Source organism: Streptomyces sp. NPDC056160, from assembly GCF_042268205.1.
GTDB lineage: Bacteria > Actinomycetota > Actinomycetes > Streptomycetales > Streptomycetaceae > Streptomyces.
This window is the reverse complement of sequence record NZ_JBHJUW010000116.1, coordinates 1-21,606: the sequence shown is the minus strand read 5'-3', so window position 1 is coordinate 21,606 and position 21,606 is coordinate 1. Positions and strand designations below refer to the sequence as shown.

General features: G+C 75.1%; 15 protein-coding genes and 1 pseudogene. 4 read left to right on the top strand and 12 right to left on the bottom strand.

Annotated features, from left to right (window positions below; genetic code table 11):
- Positions 1-8 precede the first annotated feature (8 nt).
- The 8 genes from ACFC02_RS31825 to ACFC02_RS31790 form a co-directional block, all read right to left on the bottom strand.
- On the bottom strand, positions 9-233 hold the full coding sequence (locus tag ACFC02_RS31825) for a hypothetical protein (RefSeq protein WP_376364900.1): 225 nt from the start codon (positions 231-233) through the stop codon (positions 9-11).
- 127 nt (positions 234-360) lie between these two features.
- Entirely contained in the window at positions 361-1,383 is a 1,023-nt protein-coding gene (locus ACFC02_RS31820) for a Ppx/GppA family phosphatase (protein WP_376364898.1), read from the bottom strand.
- Between the two features lie 292 nt (positions 1,384-1,675).
- Positions 1,676-3,178, bottom strand: coding sequence for an MFS transporter (locus ACFC02_RS31815; RefSeq protein WP_376364896.1), 1,503 nt, complete (start codon positions 3,176-3,178; stop codon positions 1,676-1,678).
- Between the two features lie 214 nt (positions 3,179-3,392).
- Positions 3,393-6,200, bottom strand: coding sequence for an NHLP bacteriocin export ABC transporter permease/ATPase subunit (locus ACFC02_RS31810; protein ID WP_376364894.1), 2,808 nt, complete (start codon positions 6,198-6,200; stop codon positions 3,393-3,395).
- Between the two features lie 13 nt (positions 6,201-6,213).
- Positions 6,214-8,436: an NHLP family bacteriocin export ABC transporter peptidase/permease/ATPase subunit gene (locus tag ACFC02_RS31805; protein WP_376364892.1), complete on the bottom strand. Its 2,223-nt coding sequence runs from the start codon at positions 8,434-8,436 to the stop codon at positions 6,214-6,216.
- Positions 8,433-9,239 carry an HlyD family efflux transporter periplasmic adaptor subunit gene (locus ACFC02_RS31800; protein WP_376364890.1) on the bottom strand — a complete coding sequence of 269 codons (807 nt, stop codon included), beginning with the start codon at positions 9,237-9,239 and terminating at the stop codon, positions 8,433-8,435. The genes ACFC02_RS31805 and ACFC02_RS31800 overlap by 4 nt, the downstream gene beginning before the upstream one ends.
- 160 nt (positions 9,240-9,399) lie before the next feature.
- Positions 9,400-9,615: a type A2 lantipeptide gene (locus ACFC02_RS31795; protein ID WP_360961772.1), complete on the bottom strand. Its 216-nt coding sequence runs from the start codon at positions 9,613-9,615 to the stop codon at positions 9,400-9,402.
- Between the two features lie 489 nt (positions 9,616-10,104).
- Positions 10,105-12,264, bottom strand: coding sequence for a SpoIIE family protein phosphatase (locus tag ACFC02_RS31790; RefSeq protein ID WP_376364917.1), 2,160 nt, complete (start codon positions 12,262-12,264; stop codon positions 10,105-10,107).
- Between the two features lie 123 nt (positions 12,265-12,387).
- Here ACFC02_RS31790 and ACFC02_RS31785 point away from each other — a divergent pair.
- Positions 12,388-13,080 (top strand): annotated as a pseudogene (locus ACFC02_RS31785) (LuxR C-terminal-related transcriptional regulator); the annotation flags it as partial.
- Here ACFC02_RS31785 and ACFC02_RS31780 read toward each other — a convergent pair.
- The 4 genes from ACFC02_RS31780 to lanKC all read right to left on the bottom strand — a co-directional run bounded on the left by ACFC02_RS31780 (position 13,006) and on the right by lanKC (position 19,959).
- A complete protein-coding gene (locus ACFC02_RS31780; RefSeq protein ID WP_376364916.1) occupies positions 13,006-14,946 on the bottom strand; it encodes an ATP-binding cassette domain-containing protein in 1,941 nt (646 codons plus the stop codon). The pseudogene ACFC02_RS31785 and the gene ACFC02_RS31780 overlap by 75 nt on opposite strands.
- A 62-nt stretch (positions 14,947-15,008) precedes the next feature.
- On the bottom strand, positions 15,009-16,880 hold the full coding sequence (locus ACFC02_RS31775; RefSeq protein ID WP_376364888.1) for an ABC transporter ATP-binding protein: 1,872 nt from the start codon (positions 16,878-16,880) through the stop codon (positions 15,009-15,011).
- Between the two features lie 162 nt (positions 16,881-17,042).
- Positions 17,043-17,162 (bottom strand): SapB/AmfS family lanthipeptide, encoded by a 120-nt coding sequence (locus ACFC02_RS31770; protein ID WP_360961763.1) that lies wholly within the window; start codon positions 17,160-17,162, stop codon positions 17,043-17,045.
- An 88-nt stretch (positions 17,163-17,250) separates the two neighbouring features.
- A complete protein-coding gene (gene lanKC / locus ACFC02_RS31765) occupies positions 17,251-19,959 on the bottom strand; it encodes a class III lanthionine synthetase LanKC (RefSeq protein ID WP_376364886.1) in 2,709 nt (902 codons plus the stop codon).
- A gap of 403 nt (positions 19,960-20,362) precedes the next feature.
- Here lanKC and ACFC02_RS31760 point away from each other — a divergent pair, with 403 nt between their 5' ends.
- The 3 genes from ACFC02_RS31760 to ACFC02_RS31750 all read left to right on the top strand — a co-directional run bounded on the left by ACFC02_RS31760 (position 20,363) and on the right by ACFC02_RS31750 (position 21,561).
- On the top strand, positions 20,363-20,662 hold the full coding sequence (locus ACFC02_RS31760) for a hypothetical protein (protein ID WP_376364884.1): 300 nt from the start codon (positions 20,363-20,365) through the stop codon (positions 20,660-20,662).
- Positions 20,663-20,868: 206 nt separating this feature from the next.
- Positions 20,869-21,240, top strand: coding sequence for a DUF6479 family protein (locus ACFC02_RS31755; protein WP_376364882.1), 372 nt, complete (start codon positions 20,869-20,871; stop codon positions 21,238-21,240).
- Positions 21,241-21,372: 132 nt separating this feature from the next.
- Positions 21,373-21,561: a hypothetical protein gene (locus ACFC02_RS31750; protein ID WP_360961751.1), complete on the top strand. Its 189-nt coding sequence runs from the start codon at positions 21,373-21,375 to the stop codon at positions 21,559-21,561.
- Positions 21,562-21,606: the final 45 nt, after the last annotated feature.

The window sequence follows — 21,606 nt, the reverse complement described above, 5'->3', positions numbered from 1 at the left end:
GCCCCCGGTCATCCCCGGTCCGGTCCGGTCCCTCCCGCGGTGTCCTCCCCGGCCTCCCGTTCGGCCTCCTCCTGGGCCCGGGTGTTCGGGGTGATCGCCTCCCCGGCCTCGCCCCGGTGCCGGCGCTCGCGGCTGCCGTAGACGTCCGTCTCGGCGTTCTCGAACTCGCGCAGGACCTCGCCGAGCGCGGTGTCCGGCTTGTCCTGCGGCCGCTTCCCGTTCTTGTCCGGCATGGCCGGTTCCTCCTTCACTCGTCTTCCGCTTCTTCTCGTGCTTCTCGTGCTGCTGCGCCGGGTGGTTCTCTTCTCGCGTGGTGCGAGTTCCCCGCTTTCCGTCCCGGCTTCCCCGCTTTCCCGAGTCTCAGCCTCTCGCCGTCGCCGCCGCCAGGCGCAGCGGTACGGGCTCCGGGGGCGCGGGGTCCTCGCCGAGCCGGGAGACCCGCTCCCACCAGGAGGCTCCCGCTTCCCCCTCCTCGATCTGCCGGAGCAGCACGCCCTCGCGGATGGCCCACGGGCAGACGGTGACCGCCTTCAGGCCCATCAGCTTCATCGCAGTGTGCCCGACCAGCGCGCCGGCCAGGCTCTGCGCGGCGCGCGGTGCGGAGATGCCGGGCAGGGCGGCGCGCTCGGCGGCGGGCAGGGCGGCCAGTTCGCCGACCGCACGGCGCAGTGCCGCCCGGTGCAGCTCGCGTTCCACGAACGGGCCGTGCCGGCCGGGCGCGGCCCCGCACAACCGGGCCAGTTGCTGGAAGGTGCGCGAAGTGGCCACGGCGGTGCGCGGGCCCTCCCAGCGGACCCGGGCGGCCACGTCCCGCAACTGGTGCCGGACGTGGCGCCGCAGCGCCTTGAGCCGCTCCGGGGACGGCGGGTCCTCCTGCGCGAGGAACTCGTGGGTCAGCCGGCCCGCGCCGAGCGGCAGCGACGCCGCGAAGTCGGGGAGCCGGCCGCGGCCGAAGGCCACTTCGAAGGAGCCGCCGCCGATGTCGAGCAGGGCCAGCGGCCCCGACCGCCAGCCCATCCAGCGCCGGGCACCCAGGAAGGTCAGCTCGGCCTCGACCTCGCCGGGCAGCGTGCACAGCGCGACGCCGGTGCGGGCGCGCACGGCGCGCAGCACCTGGAGCCGGTTCGGGGCTCCGCGCACCACGGCGGTCGCGAAGGCGGGCGGGCCCGCCGCACCCCAGCGGGCAGCCGTCCGGCCGGCCTCCGAGACCGCCTCGACGAGCTGCTCCACGGCCTCCTCGGGGATGTCCTTCCCGGGCGTGACCTGCTCCGAGAGCCGTAGCCGCCACTTGGCGGTGTGCACCGGCAGCGGCGCCCCGCCCACCGCGTCGGCCACCACCAGCCGGACCGTCTTCGACCCCACGTCCATCACGCTGATTCGCATGGGCCGGTGGGTACCCAACCAGGTGATCTCCTACGCCTGACCGCGGCGGCAGCGGCGGATGAACACCGGGGGAACGGCCGGTTTCGCCCGGTTGGCGGCCCGGTGAAGCGCAAGGGCCGGCCGTCCTTCGACGAGCGGTGGCCGCCGTCCTGCGAGGAGCGGGGGCGCCGTCCTCACGGACGACGGCCCCGGCGCTCGGCCGGCCGTCGGCGGCCGGGTGCGCAGCTCGGTCGAGACCGCGTGCGCCGGGGCCGTCGGCAGCCGCGTGCGCCGGACACATGTGGACGACCGGTCACATGTGGACGACCGGGCCCGCGTCCGCGTCGGCCCGCGGCACGCCCGGGCGGAAGAGCAGGAAGGCGATGACCGCGCCGGCGGCGAAGAAGCCGGCCGACCACCAGAAGGCGGTGGTGTAGCTCTCGATCGTCGCCTGGGCCCGGACCAGCTTGCTGGACGCGTCGCGGCCGGACAGGTAGTCCGTGGCGGCGCTCGCGGCCAGCGTGTTCAGCAGTGCCGTGCCGATCGAACCGCCCACCTGCTGCATGGCGTTGACCGTCGCGGAGGCGACGCCCGCGTCTTCGGCGGCCACTCCGCCGGTGGCGAGCTGCATGGCGGGCGGCATGACCAGACCGAGGCCGATGCCGGTCACCACGAGCTGCGGCAGCACCGCGCTCACGTAGTGCGAGCCGGTGCCTATGCCGGTCAGCCAGGCCATACCGACGGTGGCGATGGCGAAGCCCAGCGGCAGCACGGCCTTCGGGCCGAGCCGCGGCACCAGCACGGTGGTGCCGAGCTGCGCGGTCACCATGAGCGCGCCGACCATCGGGAGGAACGCCACGCCGGTCTTCGTGGGGCTGAAACCGAGGTTCAGCTGGAGGTAGTAGGTGAGGAAGAGGAACACGCCGAACATGCCGGCGCCGGTGATCAGCACGGTGAGGAACGAGGCCGCGCGGTCGCGGTCGAGCAGGATGCGCAGCGGCATCAGCGGGTGCGCGGCCCTGGTCTGCCACCAGGCGAAGGCCGTCAGCAGCAGGCCGCCCGCGAGGAGAAAGCCCCAGGTCAGGGGTGAACCCCAGTGGTGCGTCTCGGCGTTGGAGAAGCCGTAGACCAGGGTGAACAGACCGCCGGCGACCAGGACGGTGCCCGGCACGTCCAGCTTGGAGCCGGCGGCGTCGCGGTGGTTGCCGAGCAGGACCCAGCCGCCCGCGAAGGCGACGACGGCGATGACCACGTTGACGTACAGCGTCCAGCGCCAGTCGAGGGCGTCGGTCAGCAGGCCGCCGAGGAGCAGGCCGACGGCACCGCCGGCTCCGGCGATGGCGCCGTACACGCTGAACGCGCGGGCCCGTTCGCGAGCGTCGGTGAACGTGGTGTTGAGCAGCGACAGCGCGGCCGGGGCGAGGAGCGCGCCGAAGACGCCCTGGAGGGCGCGCGCGGTGACCAGCATGCCGAAGCCGCCGGCGGCACCGCCGAGGGCGGAGGCCGCGGCGAAGCCGACGACGCCCACGAGGAAGGCGGTCTTGCGGCCGAACAGGTCGGCGATGCGGCCGCCGAGCAGCAGCAGGGAGGCGAAGGCGAGCGCGTACGCCGTCACGATCCACTGGCGGTTGCCGTCGGAGAAGCCGAGGTCCTGCTGGGCGGAGGGCAGGGCGATGTTCACGATGGTGGCGTCCAGGACCACCATCAGCTGGGCGACGGCGACGACCGCGAGGATCCACCACCGCCTGGGCGAGGCGGCGGGCGCCGCTTCGACGGCATCCGCCCGGATGCCGTCGGTCAGGGTCTTGTCGGACATGTTGGAACCATTCCGGTGAAGTCGTGGGACGTCGAGGTGTCGACCGGATAAAGAGAACGTAAACGAAACTGTTTCGTACACATCGAGCCTAGACGACGACGAACGAAACGGCAACGTTTCGCAGAAACGCTGCCGTGTCAGGGGGCGCGGGTGTGGGGGGGTGCGGGGTCGTGTCAGGGGGAGGTGCGGGACGGAGCGGAGATACGGACCGGTGTCAGGTCAGCTGCCGCCGCACCAGCTCGTGCAGCCGGCCGCCGGTGTCCGCGAGCAGTTCGGCCGGCGCCCCCTGCTGGACGACCCTGCCGTCCTCCATGACGATCACCCGGTCGGCGTCCAGCACCGTCGACAGCCGGTGGGCGATGACGACGCGCGTCGCGTCCAGCTTGCGGGTGCTCTCGATCACCGTGCGCTGCGTGTCGTTGTCCAGGGCGCTGGTCGCCTCGTCGAAGAAGAGGATCCGCGGCCGCCGCACCAGGGCCTGGGCGATCATCAGCCGCTGCCGCTGCCCCCCCGAGACGGCCCCGCCGCCGGAGACGAGGGTGTGCAGCCCCATCGGCATCCGCCGGATGTCCTCGGCCAGCCCCGCCAGCTCCGCCGCCGCCATCGCCTCCTCCGGCGTGCACGGCTCGGTGCCCCGGATGATGTCGAGGAGGGACCCGGTCAGCGGCTGGGCGTGCTGGAGCACGACCCCGCACTGCCGCCGCACCGCCGACCGGTCGAGCGCCGCCAGGTCCTGGCCGTCGTAGAGCACGCTGCCCGACAACGGCCGGTCGAAGCCGATCAGCAGCCGCACCAGCGTCGACTTGCCGCAGCCGCTCGGCCCGACGATCGCCACGAACTCGCCCGGCCGCACCTGGAACGACACGTCGTCCAGGACCAGCGGCCCGTCGTCGGCGTAGCGGAACGACAGCCGCCGCACCTCGACCGCGCCCGACAGCGGCCCCGGCCGGGTGCTTCCCGCCGGCACGGCGTCCAGCACCGGCCTGATCTCCTCGAACAGCGGCAGCGCGGCCACCGACGACACGAACGCCCCGGTCAGCTGGGTCACCGACGTCAGCAGCATCGTCACCGACGTGCTGAACGTCAGGAACGCCGCCGCCGACATCGAGCCGCGCGCCGGACCGGCCAGCAGCATGAACATCACGAGCGTGCACACCGGCAGGTACACCGCGCCCAGGACGGTGGTGAGGTTCTTGATCCGGCCCACCTTCTGCTGGAGTTCGCGGCTGTGCGCGAACTGCTCGGCCCACGCCGCGTACGCGTAGTTCTCCGCCGCCGCCACCCGCAGCTTCGGCAGTCCGCGCAGCGTCTGGAAGGCCTGGTTGTTCAGCTTGTTGCCGAGCACCACCAGGCGCCGCTGCCACCGCACCTGCCACAGACCGAGCCCCAGGAACACGGCCGCGATCACCACCAGCATGCCGACGGCCACCCCCGCCATCGACGGGCTGTACCAGAACAGCAGCGCCAGGTTCATCGCGCCCACGGTCCCCGACTGGGCGACCACCGGGCCGACCCCCGCCAGCAGCCGGCGGATCGCGCTGACGCCCATGGCGGCGCTGGCCAGTTCACCGGTGGAACGCCCGGCGAAGAACCCGGTGGGCAGTCTGAGCAGCCGGTCCCAGACGGCCGGCTGGAGCGTCGCCTCGATCCGTCCTTCCAGCCGCAGCACCGTCAGGTTCTCCAGGAGGGTGAACGCCGCGGCCACCACGCTGCTCACCATCACCGCCAGACACACCTGCGTGATCAGCCCCTGCTGGGCCCTGGGGACGTAACTCCCGAGCACCTTGCCCGTGGCGATCGGCACCAGTGCCCCGACGGCGACCGTCACGAGCCCGCTGACCAGCAGGTTCACCAGGTCCCGCGCGGTGCCGCGCAGGCTGAAGCGGAGCAGGGCGAGCGGCGAGAGGCGGCGGTCGGGCAGTGGGCGGTAGAACATCACCCCCCGCGGTTCGAACTCCTGCGCGTTGGCCTTCTCGACCGGGGTCTCCCGGCCGGTCCCCGGATGCACGGCGACGTACCCGCCGCGCCGCCACAGCAGCGCGACCGGCGCCCCCGACAGCGCCCGGTGACCCACCAGCGGACCCACGTCCTCACGCCACCAGCGGCCGTCCAGCCGTACGGCCCGGGTCCGCACCCGGGAGGCCTGGGCGACCCGCTCCACCGGATCGAGCCGGTCGTCGCCGGTACCGGGCCGCGGGGCCGCGGCGAGCGTGATCCCGGCGGCCCCCGCGACCAGCCGGCAGGCCGCGTAGGTGGCGTCCGCGTCGGCGGCCGTGGCCCGCCGCGCCGAGGACCGGCCCAGGGACGCGATCAGCGTCCGGTCGGCCTCGGCGCGGACCGCCTCACCGGCCTCGATGCCGGCCGCGGCGCGCAGTTCGTGGCCGCGTTCCAGCTCCTCGATCCAGCGGTCCAGCGCCGTCAGCAGCCGGTACTGCTGGTCCACGACGCTCTGCCACAGGGCGGGGTCCATCAGCAGGTCGGCCGCGGCCTCGGCGCCGTGGAGCGCTCCGTACTGCACGCTGCCCGGCGGCACCTGCATCCAGAAGACGTCGTCGTCGCCGGGCGCCCCGGCCCGTTCCCCGGCCGTCGGAGCCTGGAAGAGGACCGCCAGGCTCCGGCCGACACCGAGTGCCAGCGCGTACTCCAGGGGGCTGGAGGCAGGCGGTACGTACTGGGGGTTGCCGTACTCGTCGTACGACCACGACTGGGTGCCCGCCTGCTGGTACAGCTCGCGCAGCCCGATGCGGCGCACGACGCAGTCGCGCAGCGGGCGCGCGACCAGCGTGTGCCGGGGGCCCGCGACCGGACCGAGCAGCAGCGAGCCGGCCTCCAGCCGGCCCAGGTGGTGCCAGTGGCCCTGCTGCGCCGCGTCGACCGCGAACAGGTCCACCGCACCGGCCGCCACCAGCCACAGCACCTGCGGACCCTCCAGGTCCACACGCGCCAGGCCGGCGCAGTCGAGGGGCGTCCCCAGGGACGCGAGCGCCCCGAGGACCAGGTCGCCTTCGCCGACGGCCGTCATCCCACCGCTCCCCTCACCGCTCCCTGACCAGCGCCGCGTAGGCGCCGCCGCGCGCCACCAGTTCCTCGTGCCGCCCGCGTTCGACGACCGTGCCGCGCTCCAGTACGACGATCTCGTCGCTGTCCCGCACGGTGGACAGCCGGTGCGCGATCACCACGCAGGCGCAGCCGCGGCGCCGCAGGTTGTCCATGACGACCTGCTCGGTCTGAGCGTCCAGCGCGCTCGTCACCTCGTCGAGCACGAGGATGCTGGGCCGGCGCACCAGCGCCCGCGCGATCTCCAGGCGCTGGCGCTGCCCGCCGGAGAAGTTCCGCCCGTCCTGCTCCACGCGGCTGTGGATGCCGCCGGGTCTGCGCATCACCGTGTCGTGCAGCGCGGCGTCGCGCAGCGCCTCCAGCACGGCGTCGTCCGGGATCGACGGGTCCCACAGGGCCACGTTGTCGCGGACCGTGCCCTCGAAGAGGAAGACGTCCTGGTCGACGAAGGACACCGAGGCCGCCAGCGTCCCGCGCGGGATGTCCGCCAGGTGCCGGCCGTCGAGGCGGATCACGCCCTCCCACGGCGTGTACAGCCCGGAGATCAGCCGGGAGACCGTCGACTTCCCGCTGCCCGAGCCGCCCACCAGCGCGACCTGCTGCCCCGGGCCCACACTCAGGTCGAACCCCCGCAACAGCGGCTCGTCCAGCGGGCTGTAGCCGAAGGAGACGTTGCGCAGCTCCACCTGGCCGCGCAGCCGGCGCGTGGAACCACCGGTGCCGGGGCGGGCGTGCAGCGGGTCGGCGCGGAAGCTCTCCACGTCCTTGAGCCGGGCCACGTCGGCCGCGAAGTCCTGGATCCGGCCCGCGACGCCGTTGAGGCGGGTCAGCGGCGCCGTGAAGCGGGTCACCAGCGCCTGGAAGGCCACCAGCAGACCCACCGAGATGTGCCCCTCCACCGCCCGCAGACCACCGATCCACAGGATCAGCGCGCTGTTCAGCGTGGCCAGCGTCGGCGCCACCACGCCCAGCCAGGCGCTCGGCACCCCGAGCCGCTGCTGCTCCTCCAGCGTCGTGGCGTGCTGCCCGGCCCAGGTGCGGAAGTAGCCGTCCTCGCCGCCGGTCGCCTTCATCGTCTCGATCGACTGGAGCCCGGTGTAGGCGGTGTTGGTCAGCCGCGCGGTGTCCGCGCGCAGCTTCGCCGTCCGGGTCGCGCGCAGCCGCACCACCACCCGCATCGCCACCACGTTCAGCAGGGCCACGCCGATGCCGACGAAGGTCAGCTGCGGGTCGTAGGTGTACAGCAGCACGGCGTAGAGCACGACGACGATCGCGTCGACGCCCGCCGCGGACAGGTCGCGGGCCAGCGTCTCCGCCACCGCGTCGTTGGACTGCAGCCGCTGCACCAGGTCGGCCGGGCTGCGCTGGGCGAAGAAGGTCACCGGCAGCCGCAGCAGGTGGCGCAGGAAACGGGCGCTCGAGAGCGTGGAGGAGACGATGCGGCCGTGCAGCAGGTTGGTCTGCTGCAACCAGGTGAGGACGACCGTGAGCGCGACGCACGCGCCCATCGACGCGAACAGCACGCCCAGCAGCGCGCTCTGACCGCCGATCAGGTATGTGTCGATGTAGGTGCGGCTGAGCGCGGGCACCGCCGCGCCGACCAGCACCAGGAGCAGGCTCGCCAGCACGGCGGCGGGCAGCGTGCCCGCGGTGCCGCGCAGCCGGGCGGGCAGTGCGCCCAGCACACCCGGCCTGCGCCCGCCGCGGGTGAAGCCCTCGCCCGGCTCCAGGACCAGCACCACACCGGTGAAGCTGCTGTCGAAGTCCTCCATGGGCACGAAACGGCGGCCCTTGCCGGGGTCGTTGACGTACACCCCTCGGCGGCCGAGGCGGCGGCCCATGCCGTCGTAGACGACGTAGTGGTTGAACTCCCAGAACAGGACGGCCGGTGCCGCCACTTCGGCGAGGGCGGCGGTGTCCATCTGCATGCCCTTGGCCGTCAGGCCGTAACCGCGCGCCGCCTTCAGCAGGTTGCTCGCCCGCGAGCCGTCGCGGGAGACCCCGCAGGCGATGCGCAGTTCCTCCAGCGGGACGTGGCGGCCGTGGTGGCCGAGGACCATGGCGAGCGCGGCGGCACCGCACTCCACGGCCTCCATCTGGAGCACGGTGGGCGTACGGACCGTGCGGGCCCGCCCCCGGGGGACCGGGCGCCGGGGCGGGGCTGCGCGCCGTCGGCCGCGGGCCTGGCCGGCGCCGGTCACGGCAGCAGCCAGTCGACGGGACGCTGGTCGGCCAGCCGGATCGAGGCCGTGGCCGAGGTCATGGAGTCGAGCCGGAACGGCGGCCCGCCGGCGGACGACCACCGGTAACCGCTCTTCGTGGCGGGCGAGTCGAGGAGGCGCACGAGGACGGCGACCGGACGTCCCCGGCGGGTGAACTCCTCGCCCAGCCTGCTGTCCCCGAGGTAGGCGGCGATCTGCTGCGCGGACTGGGCCGAGCGGTCCACCGAGGCCACCCGGCCGCGCAGCACGCCGTACCGCTCGGCGGGCACGGTGGACACGGTCAGGTCGACGGCGGCGCCGGCGGGGACGGCCGCGGCGTTCTGCGCGGGCACGTACACCGTCGCGACCAGAGGATCGGCGGCGCGGGCCACCTGCTCGACGACGGCGACGTCCGCCCCGGTGCGGACGATCCGGCCGATCGTCGCGGCCAGCGCGGTGATCCGGCCGGCGGCGACCGTGCGGACGGCCGACTCGCCCCGGTCGGTGCGCACCTTCAGCACGGGCGAGTTCGCCGGGACGCGTTCGCCCTCCTTGACGAGGACCCCGGTGACCTGGCCCGCGACCGGGCTCTGCAGGACGTAGCTGCCCTGCCCGTGGGTCAGGACGGCGGGCGCGGAGACGGTGGAGGCCACGGAGCCGGTCACCGCCCACGCGCAGGCGGCGGCCATGACGACGAGCACGACGCCCAGCACGAGCCGGCCCCGGGGGCGGGCGAGCCGGACCGGGAGGTCGAGCTCCTCCGGCGACCGGAGCTTGGCGAGGGCCTGTTGGCGGAACTGCACGGAACTTCCCTCACCTGTGGCAGAGGCCTGTGCGGGGCGGTCTTTCGGTACGGCTGGTCCAAGGCGCCCGGACGCCCCGGCATGCGGGCACCCGCGCATCCGGGCACCCGGGAGTCCCGGAACCGCGGACGGTTCCGGGACCCGGCACGGCGCGGAGCGCTCAGAGACCGGCGACCAGGTTGGTGACCGGGGCGGTGTTCAGGCCGGTCACACCCTCGACGGTGCCGACGGCCGTGTCGACCAGGCCGGACACCGGGGCGACGCCGTCCACCAGGCCGGTGACGGTGCCGACGGCGTTCAGGGACAGACCGCCCGAGACGTTGTCGAGGTCGGCGTCCGAGATCTCGACGGTCTCGACCTGGGGGGTGGAGTTCATGCTGGAACTTCCCTTCGTGTGGCTTCTCACTGGAGGAGCGGCTTCCGCTGCGGACAGACGGAAGGCCGCGAGCGGGGGCAGCCGGGCGTCGCTGTGGCAAGCGTCCGGCGGGCCCCGCGGTGCGATGGATCAAAGCACGGCGGGAACCGGCGCATCCACTCGACCAGGCCTCTCACCAGGGAACTTTCCGCGTCGACGCCCTCATCCGTGCATGTCCGGGCACGACTTGCCGGTCACTTCTTCACAAGCCGCACGGCATCGGCTCACCCCTGCTCTTGCCGACCTGGCACGGAATCCGGCACTCCGCGCCAAACGCGCCACCGGGGGCGCGCGGTTGTGCAGATCCGCGCCGCCCGGTGACCTCACTGGGCACGCACTGTGCAGATTCGCTGAAGCATGCATTCCGCTTCCTGCGCGGGAGGGTTCGCCTACCCATGGTGTTTGATCAGTCGCAGGTTGTGAGAGCTCTCCGGTGCCGTGCGCCCCGCCTCAGCCGTCCCCGCGGGCGCGCAGCAGCAGCACCGCCACGTCGTCGATCCGCTCCCGCGCCGCCGAGCCGTGATCCACGAGGAGGTCGGCCAGCCGGCCCAGCGGGAGGTCCCCGGCCTCGCCGAGCCGCTGCCCCAGCTCGGCGAGCGCGTCCTCGATGTCCGTGCCGGGCGACTCGACGAGCCCGTCCGTGTAGAGGACGAGCACCGAACCGGGGGAGAGGCCGACCCGTGTCGTGGGGTACGCCGCCGCCGCGTCGATGCCCAGCAGCGGGCCCCCGGCGAGGTCGAGCACGCGCACCCGCCCGTCCGGCCGGCGCAGCAGCGGCGGCGGGTGCCCGGCCCGGGACATCACGGCGCAGCCGTCGGCCGGGTCCAGCCGCAGGTACAGGCAGCTGGCGAACAGTTCGACGCCCAGCTCCATCAGCAGCCGGTTCGTGCTCGCCATGACCTCCTGCGGCTCCTGGCCGACCGTGGTGTACGCGCGGATCGCCGTGCGCAGCTGCCCCATCAGCCCGGCGGCGGTCACGTTGTGCCCCTGCACGTCCCCGATCACGGCCGCGGCCAGCGGCCGGGTGGGCACCAGGTCGTAGAAGTCGCCGCCGATCTCCATCCCCTGCGTGGCAGGCAGGTAGCGTGCGGCCGCCTCGAAGCCCGGCAGCCGGGGCAGCGACCGGGGCAGCAGCGCCTGCTGCAGGCCGTGGGCGAGCCGGTGCTTGGCGTCGTAGAGCCGGGCGCGTTCCAGCGCCTGCGCGATCAGGCCGCCCAGGCTCGTCAGGACGGCCCGCTCGTCCGCGGGGAAGGGGTGCGGGTGGGCGTAGGAGAGCACGCACGTGCCCACCGGGCGGCCGGACGCGATGAGCGGCAGGTACGCCCAGGCCGCGAAGCCGTCGCGCACCGCCTGCCGCACCGGGTAGAGCCGTTCCAGCTGCCGGCGCGACTCGAAGAAGGCGGGCGCCCCGGTCGACAGCACCCGGGTGCTCGGGGTCGGCGCCGTGAGCGGTGTGCCGTGGAACTGCTCGACGGCCCGCGGGTTCGGATAGCCGCGGTGACCGAGCACGTGCAGCCGCCCCGACTGGGAACCGAGGATCATCAGGGCCCGGCTGCCGACGGCCGGCACGATCTCGTCCGCGACCAGCCGCACCACGTCCTGCACGCCCACCGCCTCGGTCAGCGCCCCGGCCAGCCCCAGCACCCGCGAGATCGTCACCAGGCCGGCCGGCGCCGGACTCTCGCCTGGCCGGGGCGCCGGCCGGTCCAGCTCGGCGACCGCGCGGGCCCGGCTGATCCGCACGCTCAGCCCGGTGGTGCTGGGATACATCCGGAACGACAGCCACTCACCGGGCGGGCGCAGCGCCACGAAGGAGGTGACGTGCTGGCTGAGCAGCGCGGCGCGGTAGCGGTCCTCGTACATCGGGTCGTTCAGCCACGGCACCGACGCCCACAGCCGGGTGCCCAGCAGCTCGGCGACGGGCAGCCCGAGCAGCTCGGCCGCGGCCGGGTTGGCGAAGGAGACCCGGCCGTGCAGGTCGAGCGAGGCGAGCCCGTACGGCAGCCGGGCCGTCATGCGGGCCGCCTCCACCGAACCGAGCGTGCCGGCCACGCCGCCGGCGGGCGGTGCGGCCAGCAGATCGGGCTCCGGGAGTACGGGGCGCTGTTCCGCCGCCGCCCGCTCCAGCCGCAGCGCGAGCCGGTCGCAGGCCGCGGTCAGATGCTCGCGCTCCCAGTCGGACAGCACCGGTGGATGGGCGTCGGGCCAGGTCACGAAGACCGCCCCGTACGCGTTCGCACCCGTGGCCAGCGGCAGCGCGGCCAGAGCGAAGGGGTACGGCAGCACCACGGCGATCCGGGGATAGCGGCGAGCCATCTCCTCCTCGCCGCCGACCCAGATCAGCCGCCGCTCGCGCACGGCCTGGGCCACCGGGATCGGCGCGCTCAGCCCGACCCGCTCCCAGGGCGCCGCGAACGCCCGCGGCATGCCTGCCATCACGGCCATCTCCAGCACCGGCTGGTCCGGTGCCAGCAGGTACACCGCGCCCGAGTGCGCGTGGACCTCGTCCAGCATGGCGGCGAGCGCCAGGGACAGCAGGGGGCGGCCGACGGACCCGGTGGCGGCCATCGGGGGCTGTCCGGACGTCCGCCCGTCGGACACGCCGACCACCTCCTCGCGGGGCCGCGCCACGGTTTCCGGGAACCCAGGCTCTCCCCTGGCGGTCCGCCCCGCACGGCGAGCGGGGCGGAAGGGACTCGGTGGGCGCCCCGTGTACCCCGTGCGGCGCGGCTCATGCCCACTGACTTGGGGCGCGTGGCGGCGGACGGCCGCCGCGAGTGCGCCCCCGCGCCCCGCGTTGGCCAATTCTCCGCGCCCCGGGGGCGTCCGCGCCCCCAACAATTGGGCACGCGCACACCATCATCACGAGAAGCGGCGCAGGGGCGAACCGAAGGGGTGGCAGTGATCCGGATACTTCTGGTGCACGACGCGTGTCTGGTGAGATCGGTCATGGCGGAGTGGCTGCGCCGGGAGCCCGACCTGGGGGTCTACGAGACGCCGTGGCGCGGCGCGCCGGCGCAGGCGAGGACGGTGCGGCCGGACGTGTGCGCCGCCGACCTCGACCACACGCGGGCGCGCGAGCCCGTGCCGCTGGGCGAGCTGTGTCCGCGCGAGGCGGGCCGCAGGCCGCCGCGTCTGCTGGTGCTCACCACGGCGGACCGGCCCGGGCTGTTACGGCAGGCCATCGAGGCCGGGGCGCTCGGGTACGTGGACAAGAAGGGCTCACCGGACCGCCTGGTGCGGGGCATCCGGCGCGTCGCCGCGGGGGAACGTTTCGTCGACGAGTCGCTGGGCCTCGGCTTCCTCAAGGCCGCCGAGATGCCGCTGACCCGGCGCGAGCTGAGCGTGCTCTCACTGGCCGCCCAGGGAGCCTCGGTCGCCGAGATCGCCGGGAGCCTGCACCTGTCCCACGGGACCGTGCGCAACTACATGGCGGCCATCACCCGCAAGACCGGCGCCCGCAACCGCATCGACGCCATCCGCATCTCGCAGGGGGAGGGCTGGCTGTGAACCGGGGGGCGCCCAGCCGCCGACCAGCTCCCGGTAGAGCCCGCAGCCCCGCAGCAGCTCCTCGTGGGTCCCGTACGCGGTGTCCCGGCCGTCCATGACCAGCACGCGGTCCGCGCGGCGCGCCGAGCTGAGCCGGTGGGCCACCACCACCAGGGTGCTCCCCGGCCGGGCGGCGAAGGCGTGCTCCGCGCGGGCCTCGGCGTCCGGGTCCAGGTGGCAGGTCGCCTCGTCGAGCAGGACGAGCGGGGCGTACGACAGGTACGCCCGGGTCAGCGCGATCAGCTGACGCTCGCCCGCCGACAGCGCCGCCGGGTCGACCAGGGCCTCGGGGCCGCCCAGGCGGCGCAGGAGCGGGGCCAGTCCGACCGTCTCCGCCGCGGCGAGCAGCTCCTTTGGGGGGACCGGGGCGGGGCGCAGGTGGGAGAGGTTCTCCCGGAGCGTCCCCGTGTGGACGTACGCCTCCTGCGGGATCAGCACCCGGCACGCGGCGGCGCCGGACCCGGGGACCCGGCGCCCGTACACCTCGATCTTCCCGGCCGCCGGTTCCAGCAGCCCGGCGACCAGCGAGGTGAGCGTCGACTTGCCGATCCCGCTCGGCCCGACGACGGCCAGGTGAGCGCCGTGCGGGACGACGAGGTCGAGGTCCCGCACCACGGGTTCACTGTGCGGGCCGTAGGCGAAGGTGACGGAGGTGAGGGCGAATGCGGGGGCGGTTTGTGAGCCCGGCACGGGCCGGGGCGCGGGTTCCGTGGCGCAGGGGGCGACGGGGGCGGGATCCGGGCCCGTACCGTGAGGGAGGACCGGGTCGTCACCCGGGCTGTCCGTACTGTCCGTACTGTTCTGGTTGTCCGGGGCGAGGCGGCGCAGGACCACCGTCAGGCGGGCGCCGCCGGCGCCCAGGCCGTGGATCAGGTTCTGCAGGGCCGGCAGGAGCGACTGGGTGACGTAGGCGAGGGCGCCCACCAGCGCGCCGGGCGTCACGTCGTGGTCCAGCAGCCACGGCGCGGCGACCAGGAGCAGGACGACCGGCGCGTGACCGCCCACGGCGAGCGCCGTCACCCGTAGGACACCCCACCGGGCCAGCGCGCCCGCCGCCCGCCGCTCGGCCTCGACGCACTCGGCGAGAGCGGCCGCGACCTGCGCCTCCGCACCGAAAGCCGTCACGTCCCGCAGCCCCGGGCACACCTCGCCCAGCCGCTGGGCGAGAAGTTCGTCGGCGGCGAGGTACGCCTCCTGGCGCAGGGCGAGCGGACGCAGCGTCACCGCGAACAGGGCGATCGCGGCGACCAGCGGCGGCACGATCACCGGCACGAGCGGCGGTGCCAGCGAGAACAGGCCGACGACGGCGCCGGCCGCGGCGACCACGAACGACCGGGAGACCAGCACCAGCCCGGCGAAGGTGTCGCGCGCGATCTCCACCTGCTGGGTGAGCCCGGACAGGGCACCGCCGTCCGCCTCCCGCACCCCGCGCGCCACGACCCGCTCCACGAGCCGGTCCCGCACCGGCTCGACCAGCGCGGCGACCGAACGGTAGACCCGCCCCGTGCCGTACGCGCCGAGGAGGACGCCCGCCCCGGCGACCCCCAGCCAGGCCAGCCCGACCCCCGTCCGCCCCGCCAGGAACCCGGAGTCCAGGGCGCGGGCCGGCGCGTAGCCGAGCAGGAACGTCTGCCCCGTCTCCAGCACCGACCACCCGCCCAGCCGGACCAGATCCCGCCACCGGGCGCGCAGGAAAGCGAGGCCGCGCCGGTACGCACCGCTCGCCGTGGCCGGCGGGCGCACAGGCGTGCCCGCGCCGGTCGCGTCCGCGCCGGACGTGCCCGGGCGCCCGCCCCGCCCCGCGCTCACGACCGGGCCCCCTGAGCCGGCCCGTCCGCCCCCGTGCCCGGGGCCAGGGCACCTGGCCCGTGGTCCCCCTCCTTCTCCTCCGCCTCCCCGAACACGCGCCGGTACCCCTCCTGCCGCCACAGCCGGGCATGCGTGCCCACAGCCCGTACGCGCCCCTCGTCCAGCCAGGCGACCGTGTCGGCGCGGGCCGCGGTCGCCGCGCGGTGGGCGACGACGAGGCGGGTGGTGTGGCCACCGCCCTGCGCGAGGGCGTGTGTGATGTGGTGCTCCGTGACGGTGTCCAGGCTGGAGAGGGCGTCGTCGAGGACGAGGAGCCGGCCGTCGTGGGCGAACGCGCGGGCCAGACCCAGCCGTTGGGACTCGCCGCCCGAGCGGGGCGCGTCGGCCGGAGCGGTCGCGTAGCCGTCGGGCAGGCGGCGGACGAAGTCGTCCGCGCGGGCGGTGCGGGCCGCCTGCCGGATCCGCTCGGGGGAGCGCGCGACCGGGCCGAGGCCGATCGCGTCCTCGACGGTCGCCCCGATCAGGACGGGCCGTTCGAAGGCGTGGCAGACGGCGCCCCGCAGGTCGGCGTGGGTCAGTTCGCGCAGCGGCACCCCGTCCAGCAGCACCTCCCCGGCGTCCGGGTCGCACAGGCGCCCGGCGAGGGCGGCGAGCAGGGACTTGCCGGAGCCGGAGCGGCCGACCACGGCGAGGGTCGTTCCGCCGGGCACGGTGAGGTCGACGCCGTGGAGCACCGTACGGCCGCCACGCCGTGCCGTGACGCCGCGCAGCTCCAGGCGCCCCGGCCCCGGCGGCAGCCGGCGCCCGCCGTGGGCGGGGGCCGGCTCGGCCAGGACCTCGGCGAGGCGGCCGGCCGCCGCGCGGGCCCGTACCAGCGCCGCGAGCTGCCCGACCAGCGCGCCGATGCCGCTGGCGAGGACCGCGTAGCGGGAGGCGGCCAGGACGTCGCCCACGGTCAGCCGGTGCCGGGCGAGCAGCAGCCCGGCGACGGCGACGACACCGAGGTGCAGCAGCGGGGCCACGGCGACGGCCCGCGCGGCGGCCCGCGCCTGCGCGCGCCACATGCGGTGGCCCGCCCGGGACAGTTCGGGCAGGGGGCGCAGGATGCGTGCCGTCTCCCGGCCCGCCGTGCCGGCCGCCCGGATGGTGCGGGCGCCGCCCACGGCCTCGGCGAGCGCCGAGGCGATCTTCCCCTGCACCTCCTGGTACCGCGTCACGCACTGTGAGGCGTCGCGGGTGAAGGCCCGCAGCAGCAGCGCGAGCAGCGGCGCGCCGGTCAGGAACACGACCGCGAGCCACACGTCGAGGAGGCCGAGCGCCACCACGGCGCCGACCGGTCCGGCCACCGCCGCGACGGCCGCGGCGATCGAGGTGGGCGCGGTGCCCGCCTGGGCGGCGCTGCCCACGAGCCGGGCGACGAGTTCACCGGAGCCGAAACGGGCGGTGGCGCGCGGCCCGAGGGCCAGGACGTGTCCGGTCAGCCGCAGGCGCAGCCACGCCGTCGCACGGGCGCCGGTGGTGCCGTCGAGCACGGTCTCGGCCATGTCGAGGACGGTGAGCAGGGCCAGCAGACCGACGGAGCAGCCGACCCAGCGGCCCGCCGGTGCCCGGCTCAGCAGCAGGTCCAGGGTGCGGCCCAGTACGGCGGGCAGCAGCAGTCCGGTGCCGGCCGCGGCCGTGCTCACCAGGCCCAGGGCGACGGAGCGCCCCGCGCCGTGGCGCACGGCCGAGCGCAGCAGCGTACGGGCGGTCACCGGCCGGACGGCGCCGCCGGCGGGGCCCGGCGGCGCCGTCCCACGCCTGCGGCCACGGGTACGGCCGGGGCGCCGGCTGTGGCCCCGGCCCTGGCTACGGGTGCTGCCTGGCATCCTCTGCCTCGCCTCTCACACGCAACGGACCGCGTCCTCACACGCAACGGACCGCGTTCTCAAGCGGAACGGACCGTGTCCTCACGCGGAACGGACCCCGGGCGGTCGCGCTCCCCGCGAGGGGAGGACGACCGCCCGGAGCCGTTGGTCGGACGGTGCGGGTCAGAGGCAGAGCAGGACGCTCACCGCGCTGACGCACGACAGCAGGCTGGCCGTGCTGGCGCCGCCGCCACCGCCGTGGATCTCGTCGGACTCCATCGTCTGCAGGTCGAGCAGTGCCATGCTGTGTCCTTTCGGTCGGCCCCGGACGGTGCCGGGGCTTCGGTCGGTTCCCACGTCGGGGACGGGGGTCGGGTCACGACTCCGTCGATCACGGAGCCGCGTCTGTGGGGGCCGCCTGAGCCGCGGCCGGGTGGGGCAGGAACGGCAGGGCGGCCCGGGCCTCGCCGTCGAGTGCCGCCGCGAGCGCGAGCAGGCAGCCGGCCGTTCCGGTGGCGAGGTCCATGGACAGCCGCATCATCTGGTGTCCGGGGAAGGCGAGCCCGCCCTCGTACGCCATCGCGTACCAGCCGAGGGCGTCGACCTGGGCGGCCAGCCGCTTGGGGGTGGCGCCGGGTGCCGTGGTGCGGCTGAGGTGCAGGATCATTCCGGCGCGGCCCTGGAAGAGGCCGGGCTGGGCGTAGAAGCGGGAGGTGGCGGCGGTGAGGACGGCGTCGCGGGCGCGGGCGAACTCCTCGTCCGGCGCGTGCGCGAGGTAGTCGTCCAGGACCATGCCGATGCCCGCGCTGCCGTCGCCCAGGTACGGCAGGGTGCGCCAGCCCTCGTCGACCTCCAGGCCGCCGCCGCTCGGCTGCACCACGCACTGCTCCAGGTCGCGGCGGAGCGCGACGGCGGCGGCGTCGAGCAGCGCGCGTTCGCCGGTCCACTCGTACTGCCGCAGCAGGAACAGCGCGACTCCGCTCGCGCCGCGCAGCAGCCCGGCCCGCCGCCGGGGCGTGTCCGGGCGGGGCTCGGCGAGCCGTGCGGTGAGCAGGTGCGCCGCCTCGGCGGCCCGCTCGCGCAGCTCCGTCTCGCCCGTCGCGCGGGCCAGGGAGCCGAGGACCAGGCCCAGCCCGGCCAGCCCGCCGCGCAGGTCGGAGGCGAGTTTCTGCCAGCGCTCGCGCAGGATGCCCTCGACCAGGTCCAGGGCGCGCCCGCGGTGGCCGAGCCGGTCCAGGACGTGCGCGACGCCCGCGAGGCCGTCGTAGAGGCCGAAGGGTGTGCCCGGCGGCGCGGAGGCGGTCCGCGCGAGCAGCCAGCGTTCGCCCTCCTCGTAGCGCCCGGCCCCCGATTCGGCCAGTGCGTACAGGACTCCGGCCGCGCCGTGCGCGAGGCCGAGGCCGCCACCGTCGGTGAACTGCGCGATGTCTCCGGGGAAGAGCCGGTCCTCGCGGTCCGGCGTCGCCGAGGCGAGCAGGGCCCCGGTCATGGAGTCGCGGCTCGCGGGCCAGTCCGCCGGGTCCTGGTACGAGGGCGTGCCGCGCCCCGCCGGGAAGGCGGTTCCCGTTCCCACCCCCGTCGGGCCCGCGCTCCCGGTCCTCCCGTGGCCGGCGCGGCGGTCGTGGCCGGCGTCGCCGTCCCCGGCGCGGGGGGCGCCGCCATCGCGGGTGATCTCCGCCACGGCCTCGTCGAGGAAGTCCCCGGGGATGTCCGGGAACTGCTCGGCGATCACCTCGGCCAGGTGGGCCGCCTTGCCCCGGTCGATCACGAAGAGCGTGGTCACCGGCAGGAACAGGGCGAGCCGCAGGCAGGCCAGGGCGTAGCGGTCCACGTCGGGTCCGGTGCGGTCCGGCGGGGCGAAGAAGCCCGGGTGGGCGACGACCTGCCGGCCGTCCTCCTCGGCCGGCGCGGCGGCCTCGAAGTCCAGCAGGTGCACCGACTCGTCGTCCGGCCCGACGACGATGTTGAACACGTGCAGATCGTTGAAGACGATCCCGCGGGCGTGCACCGCCGCCACGGCCCGCTCCACCGCGGCGTGCACCCGCAGCGCCCACGCCGTGTACGCGGCGACGGCCCGCGGGTCGGGGTCCGGGGTGAGCAGCGGGTGCCGGTCACCGAAGTAGGAGTTGAGCGGCCGCCCCTCGACGAAGTCCATGACGAGGAAGCGGTGCTCCCCGAGGGTGAACCAGTCGCGCACCTCCGGCACGACCCCGGTCCCGGAGAGCCGTTCCAGGGCGTTCTTCTCGCGTTCCAGCCGCATCACGGCGTCGGCGCCGTCCGCGGCGAGACCCGCGTGCGGCCGGCCCTCCTTCAGGACCACCCGACGGCCGTCCCGTGTGTCGGTGCCCGTGTAGACACCGCCGCCGTTGGAGAAGTGCAGCGCCTTCTCGATGCGGTACGGCAGTTCGCCGACCGTCGTGGTGTTGCGCGCCGCCAGGTGCGGTTCCAGGAACGCGGGCAGCGTCACCCAGGCGGGCACCTGGAAGGACGGCGCCCGACGGTCCGGCACCAGACGCCCCTCGCCGTCGCGCACCGCGGGCACCAGCGAACCGCGCTCGTCGACGACGAAGGCCCGCGCGAACGCGCCGTAGCGGACGTAGAGCGGTCCCTCGCCCCAGCGCAGGTCGGTCAGGATGTACGGCCCCTCGAAGCCCTCCAGCAACGCGCCCAGCTCGCGCAGCACCTGGTGCAGCTGCTCCTCGCCCTCCGGGTAGACGGTGACGAACTTGCCGCTGGTGTCGCGCGCCGCGTACTTCGTGTTCCGCAGGTGCAGCAGGTGCGGGCCGGGGACGAACTTGAAGGGGATCCGGCGCGGCACGCAGTAGTCCCAGACGATCGCGGCGATCTGTTCGGCGTTGTCGCGGGTGGCCGAGGCGTGGATCTTCCACCCCTGCGCCGGCCCGGGAGCCGGGCCGCCGTCCGCGCCGAGCGGGGTCAGCGTCAGCCAGTCGCCGGTGCGGGTCGCCTCCCACCCCCGCGGTACCGCGCGCCGGGCCGTCCCGTACAGCGGCGCGGCGGTCCGCCCCTCCTGTGACAGCCGGTCGGGCGTCTCGTAGAAATGCGGATCGGCGAGCGCGTACACCTCGTAGCGCTGGTCCATGTCCGTCCCCCCTTCCTGGCCTCCCTGGTCGGCACCGAGCCTTCCAGCCGGGCGGGGGCCGCCGACAGTCACGTCTGTCACGAGACCACCGTGCGGAACGCATGCGTCAAGACACGTTCGATGAGCGGTGTTCGAACGATGCCGGGCGGCCCGCGCCGGAACCGCGAACCGTCACAGGGGCCGCGCGTACGGCCCGTACGCGCGGCAATGGCCGACGTGGCCGGTGAGCGCGCTGCGGCACGTGGATCGAGGGCCGCGCGGGCCGGACTCGGGATGGGCGCGCTCACCGCCGGCCCGGCCCGGCCGCCCGGTGCGTCCGCCGACCCGCCACACGGGTGCGCCGCAGCGCCGGTACGGCAGGTCTGAGCCGCGCGCCCGGCTGCCGTGCCTAGTGTCCTGGGCTGTGTCACACACCTTCGAAGAGCTTGTGGCGAAGCAGCGCGCGGCCGACGAGGCGCACACCCGGGTCGAACAGCTCCGGGCGACCTACGGGCCGCCCGCGCAGGAGCGGTGGACCGGCGCCCAGAGCGAGACGTACGAGACGGCCCTGCGCGCCTGGCGCGACCTCGCCCGGGACCTGCAGACCGCCCTGAACGAGTACGCCAGCGACGAGGGAAGGCCACGGCACGGGGTCGAGGCCGACGTGGAGCGGGCGGCGCGCTCGGCCGAGCAGGACGGAACCGCCGCACCCGACGGCTCCTGAACCGCGCCGGGGGGCCGCCGTGGAGCCGGAAACGGCCGTGCGGTGCGGCAGCGCCCTGCGGCGGGGCGGGCGGGCGCGGTGGGCGGGCCCCCTGTCGCCGTCGCTGCCGGTGGGTGGGGCGCGGACCCTGCGACCGCGGCGTGTCCGGACTCCGCAACCGTGCGACCGCGACGTATCCGCCGGGTCCCCGCGGGTACCCGAAGCGCATGGACACCTCCCGTTACGAAGCAGCCGGGGGCGCCGGGTCGGTCTTCGGGATCGTCGTCATCGTGGTCGGCGCCATCGTCATCGTCGGCGCGCTCATCTGGGCCGTCCGGTTCGGCATCAGGGTGAAGCAGCGCGAACCGCGGACCCCGCGGGCCGGCGAGCACCCGACGCTGCCGGACTCCGGGCCCGTCCACGAGACCCAGCAGCGACGCGAACCCGACGAGGTGCCGCGCGCCGAGGAGACCGGTCGCCGCCTCACCCCGCATGAACTCGGCTCGTCCGGCACCCGGCGCAGCGACGACCAGGACCGCCCGCGCTGGGACCCCGGCTCCAGCGGCTCCTTCGGCAGCGGCGGCTCCGGCGGCAGGTGACCTGCGGGACCGTCGGCCGACGTACCGCCGACGGGTTTGCCGCCGGCGCCGCCGGGGACCCGACCGGCCAGGAACCGAGGGGGTCCGCACCGGGCTCCCGCCGCACCGGACGCAGAAGGAAGATGAGGAGCCGTGACCGCGCACATCACCGAGGAACCGGTCGTCCAACCTGTCGAGACGGGCTGGGCCAGGGCCCGCCGGGCCCGGGAGAAGCGCATGCGCACCTGTCTCCCGGCCGTCGGGGACCTCGGCGGAACGCAACCGGGGCGCGGGAGCGGCGACGGGGGCGGCGAGTGGAACATCGTACGGGGCGAGGACTGACCGTCCGCCCCGCGCACGGGGGCCCGTCCTGACCGACGGGGGTGT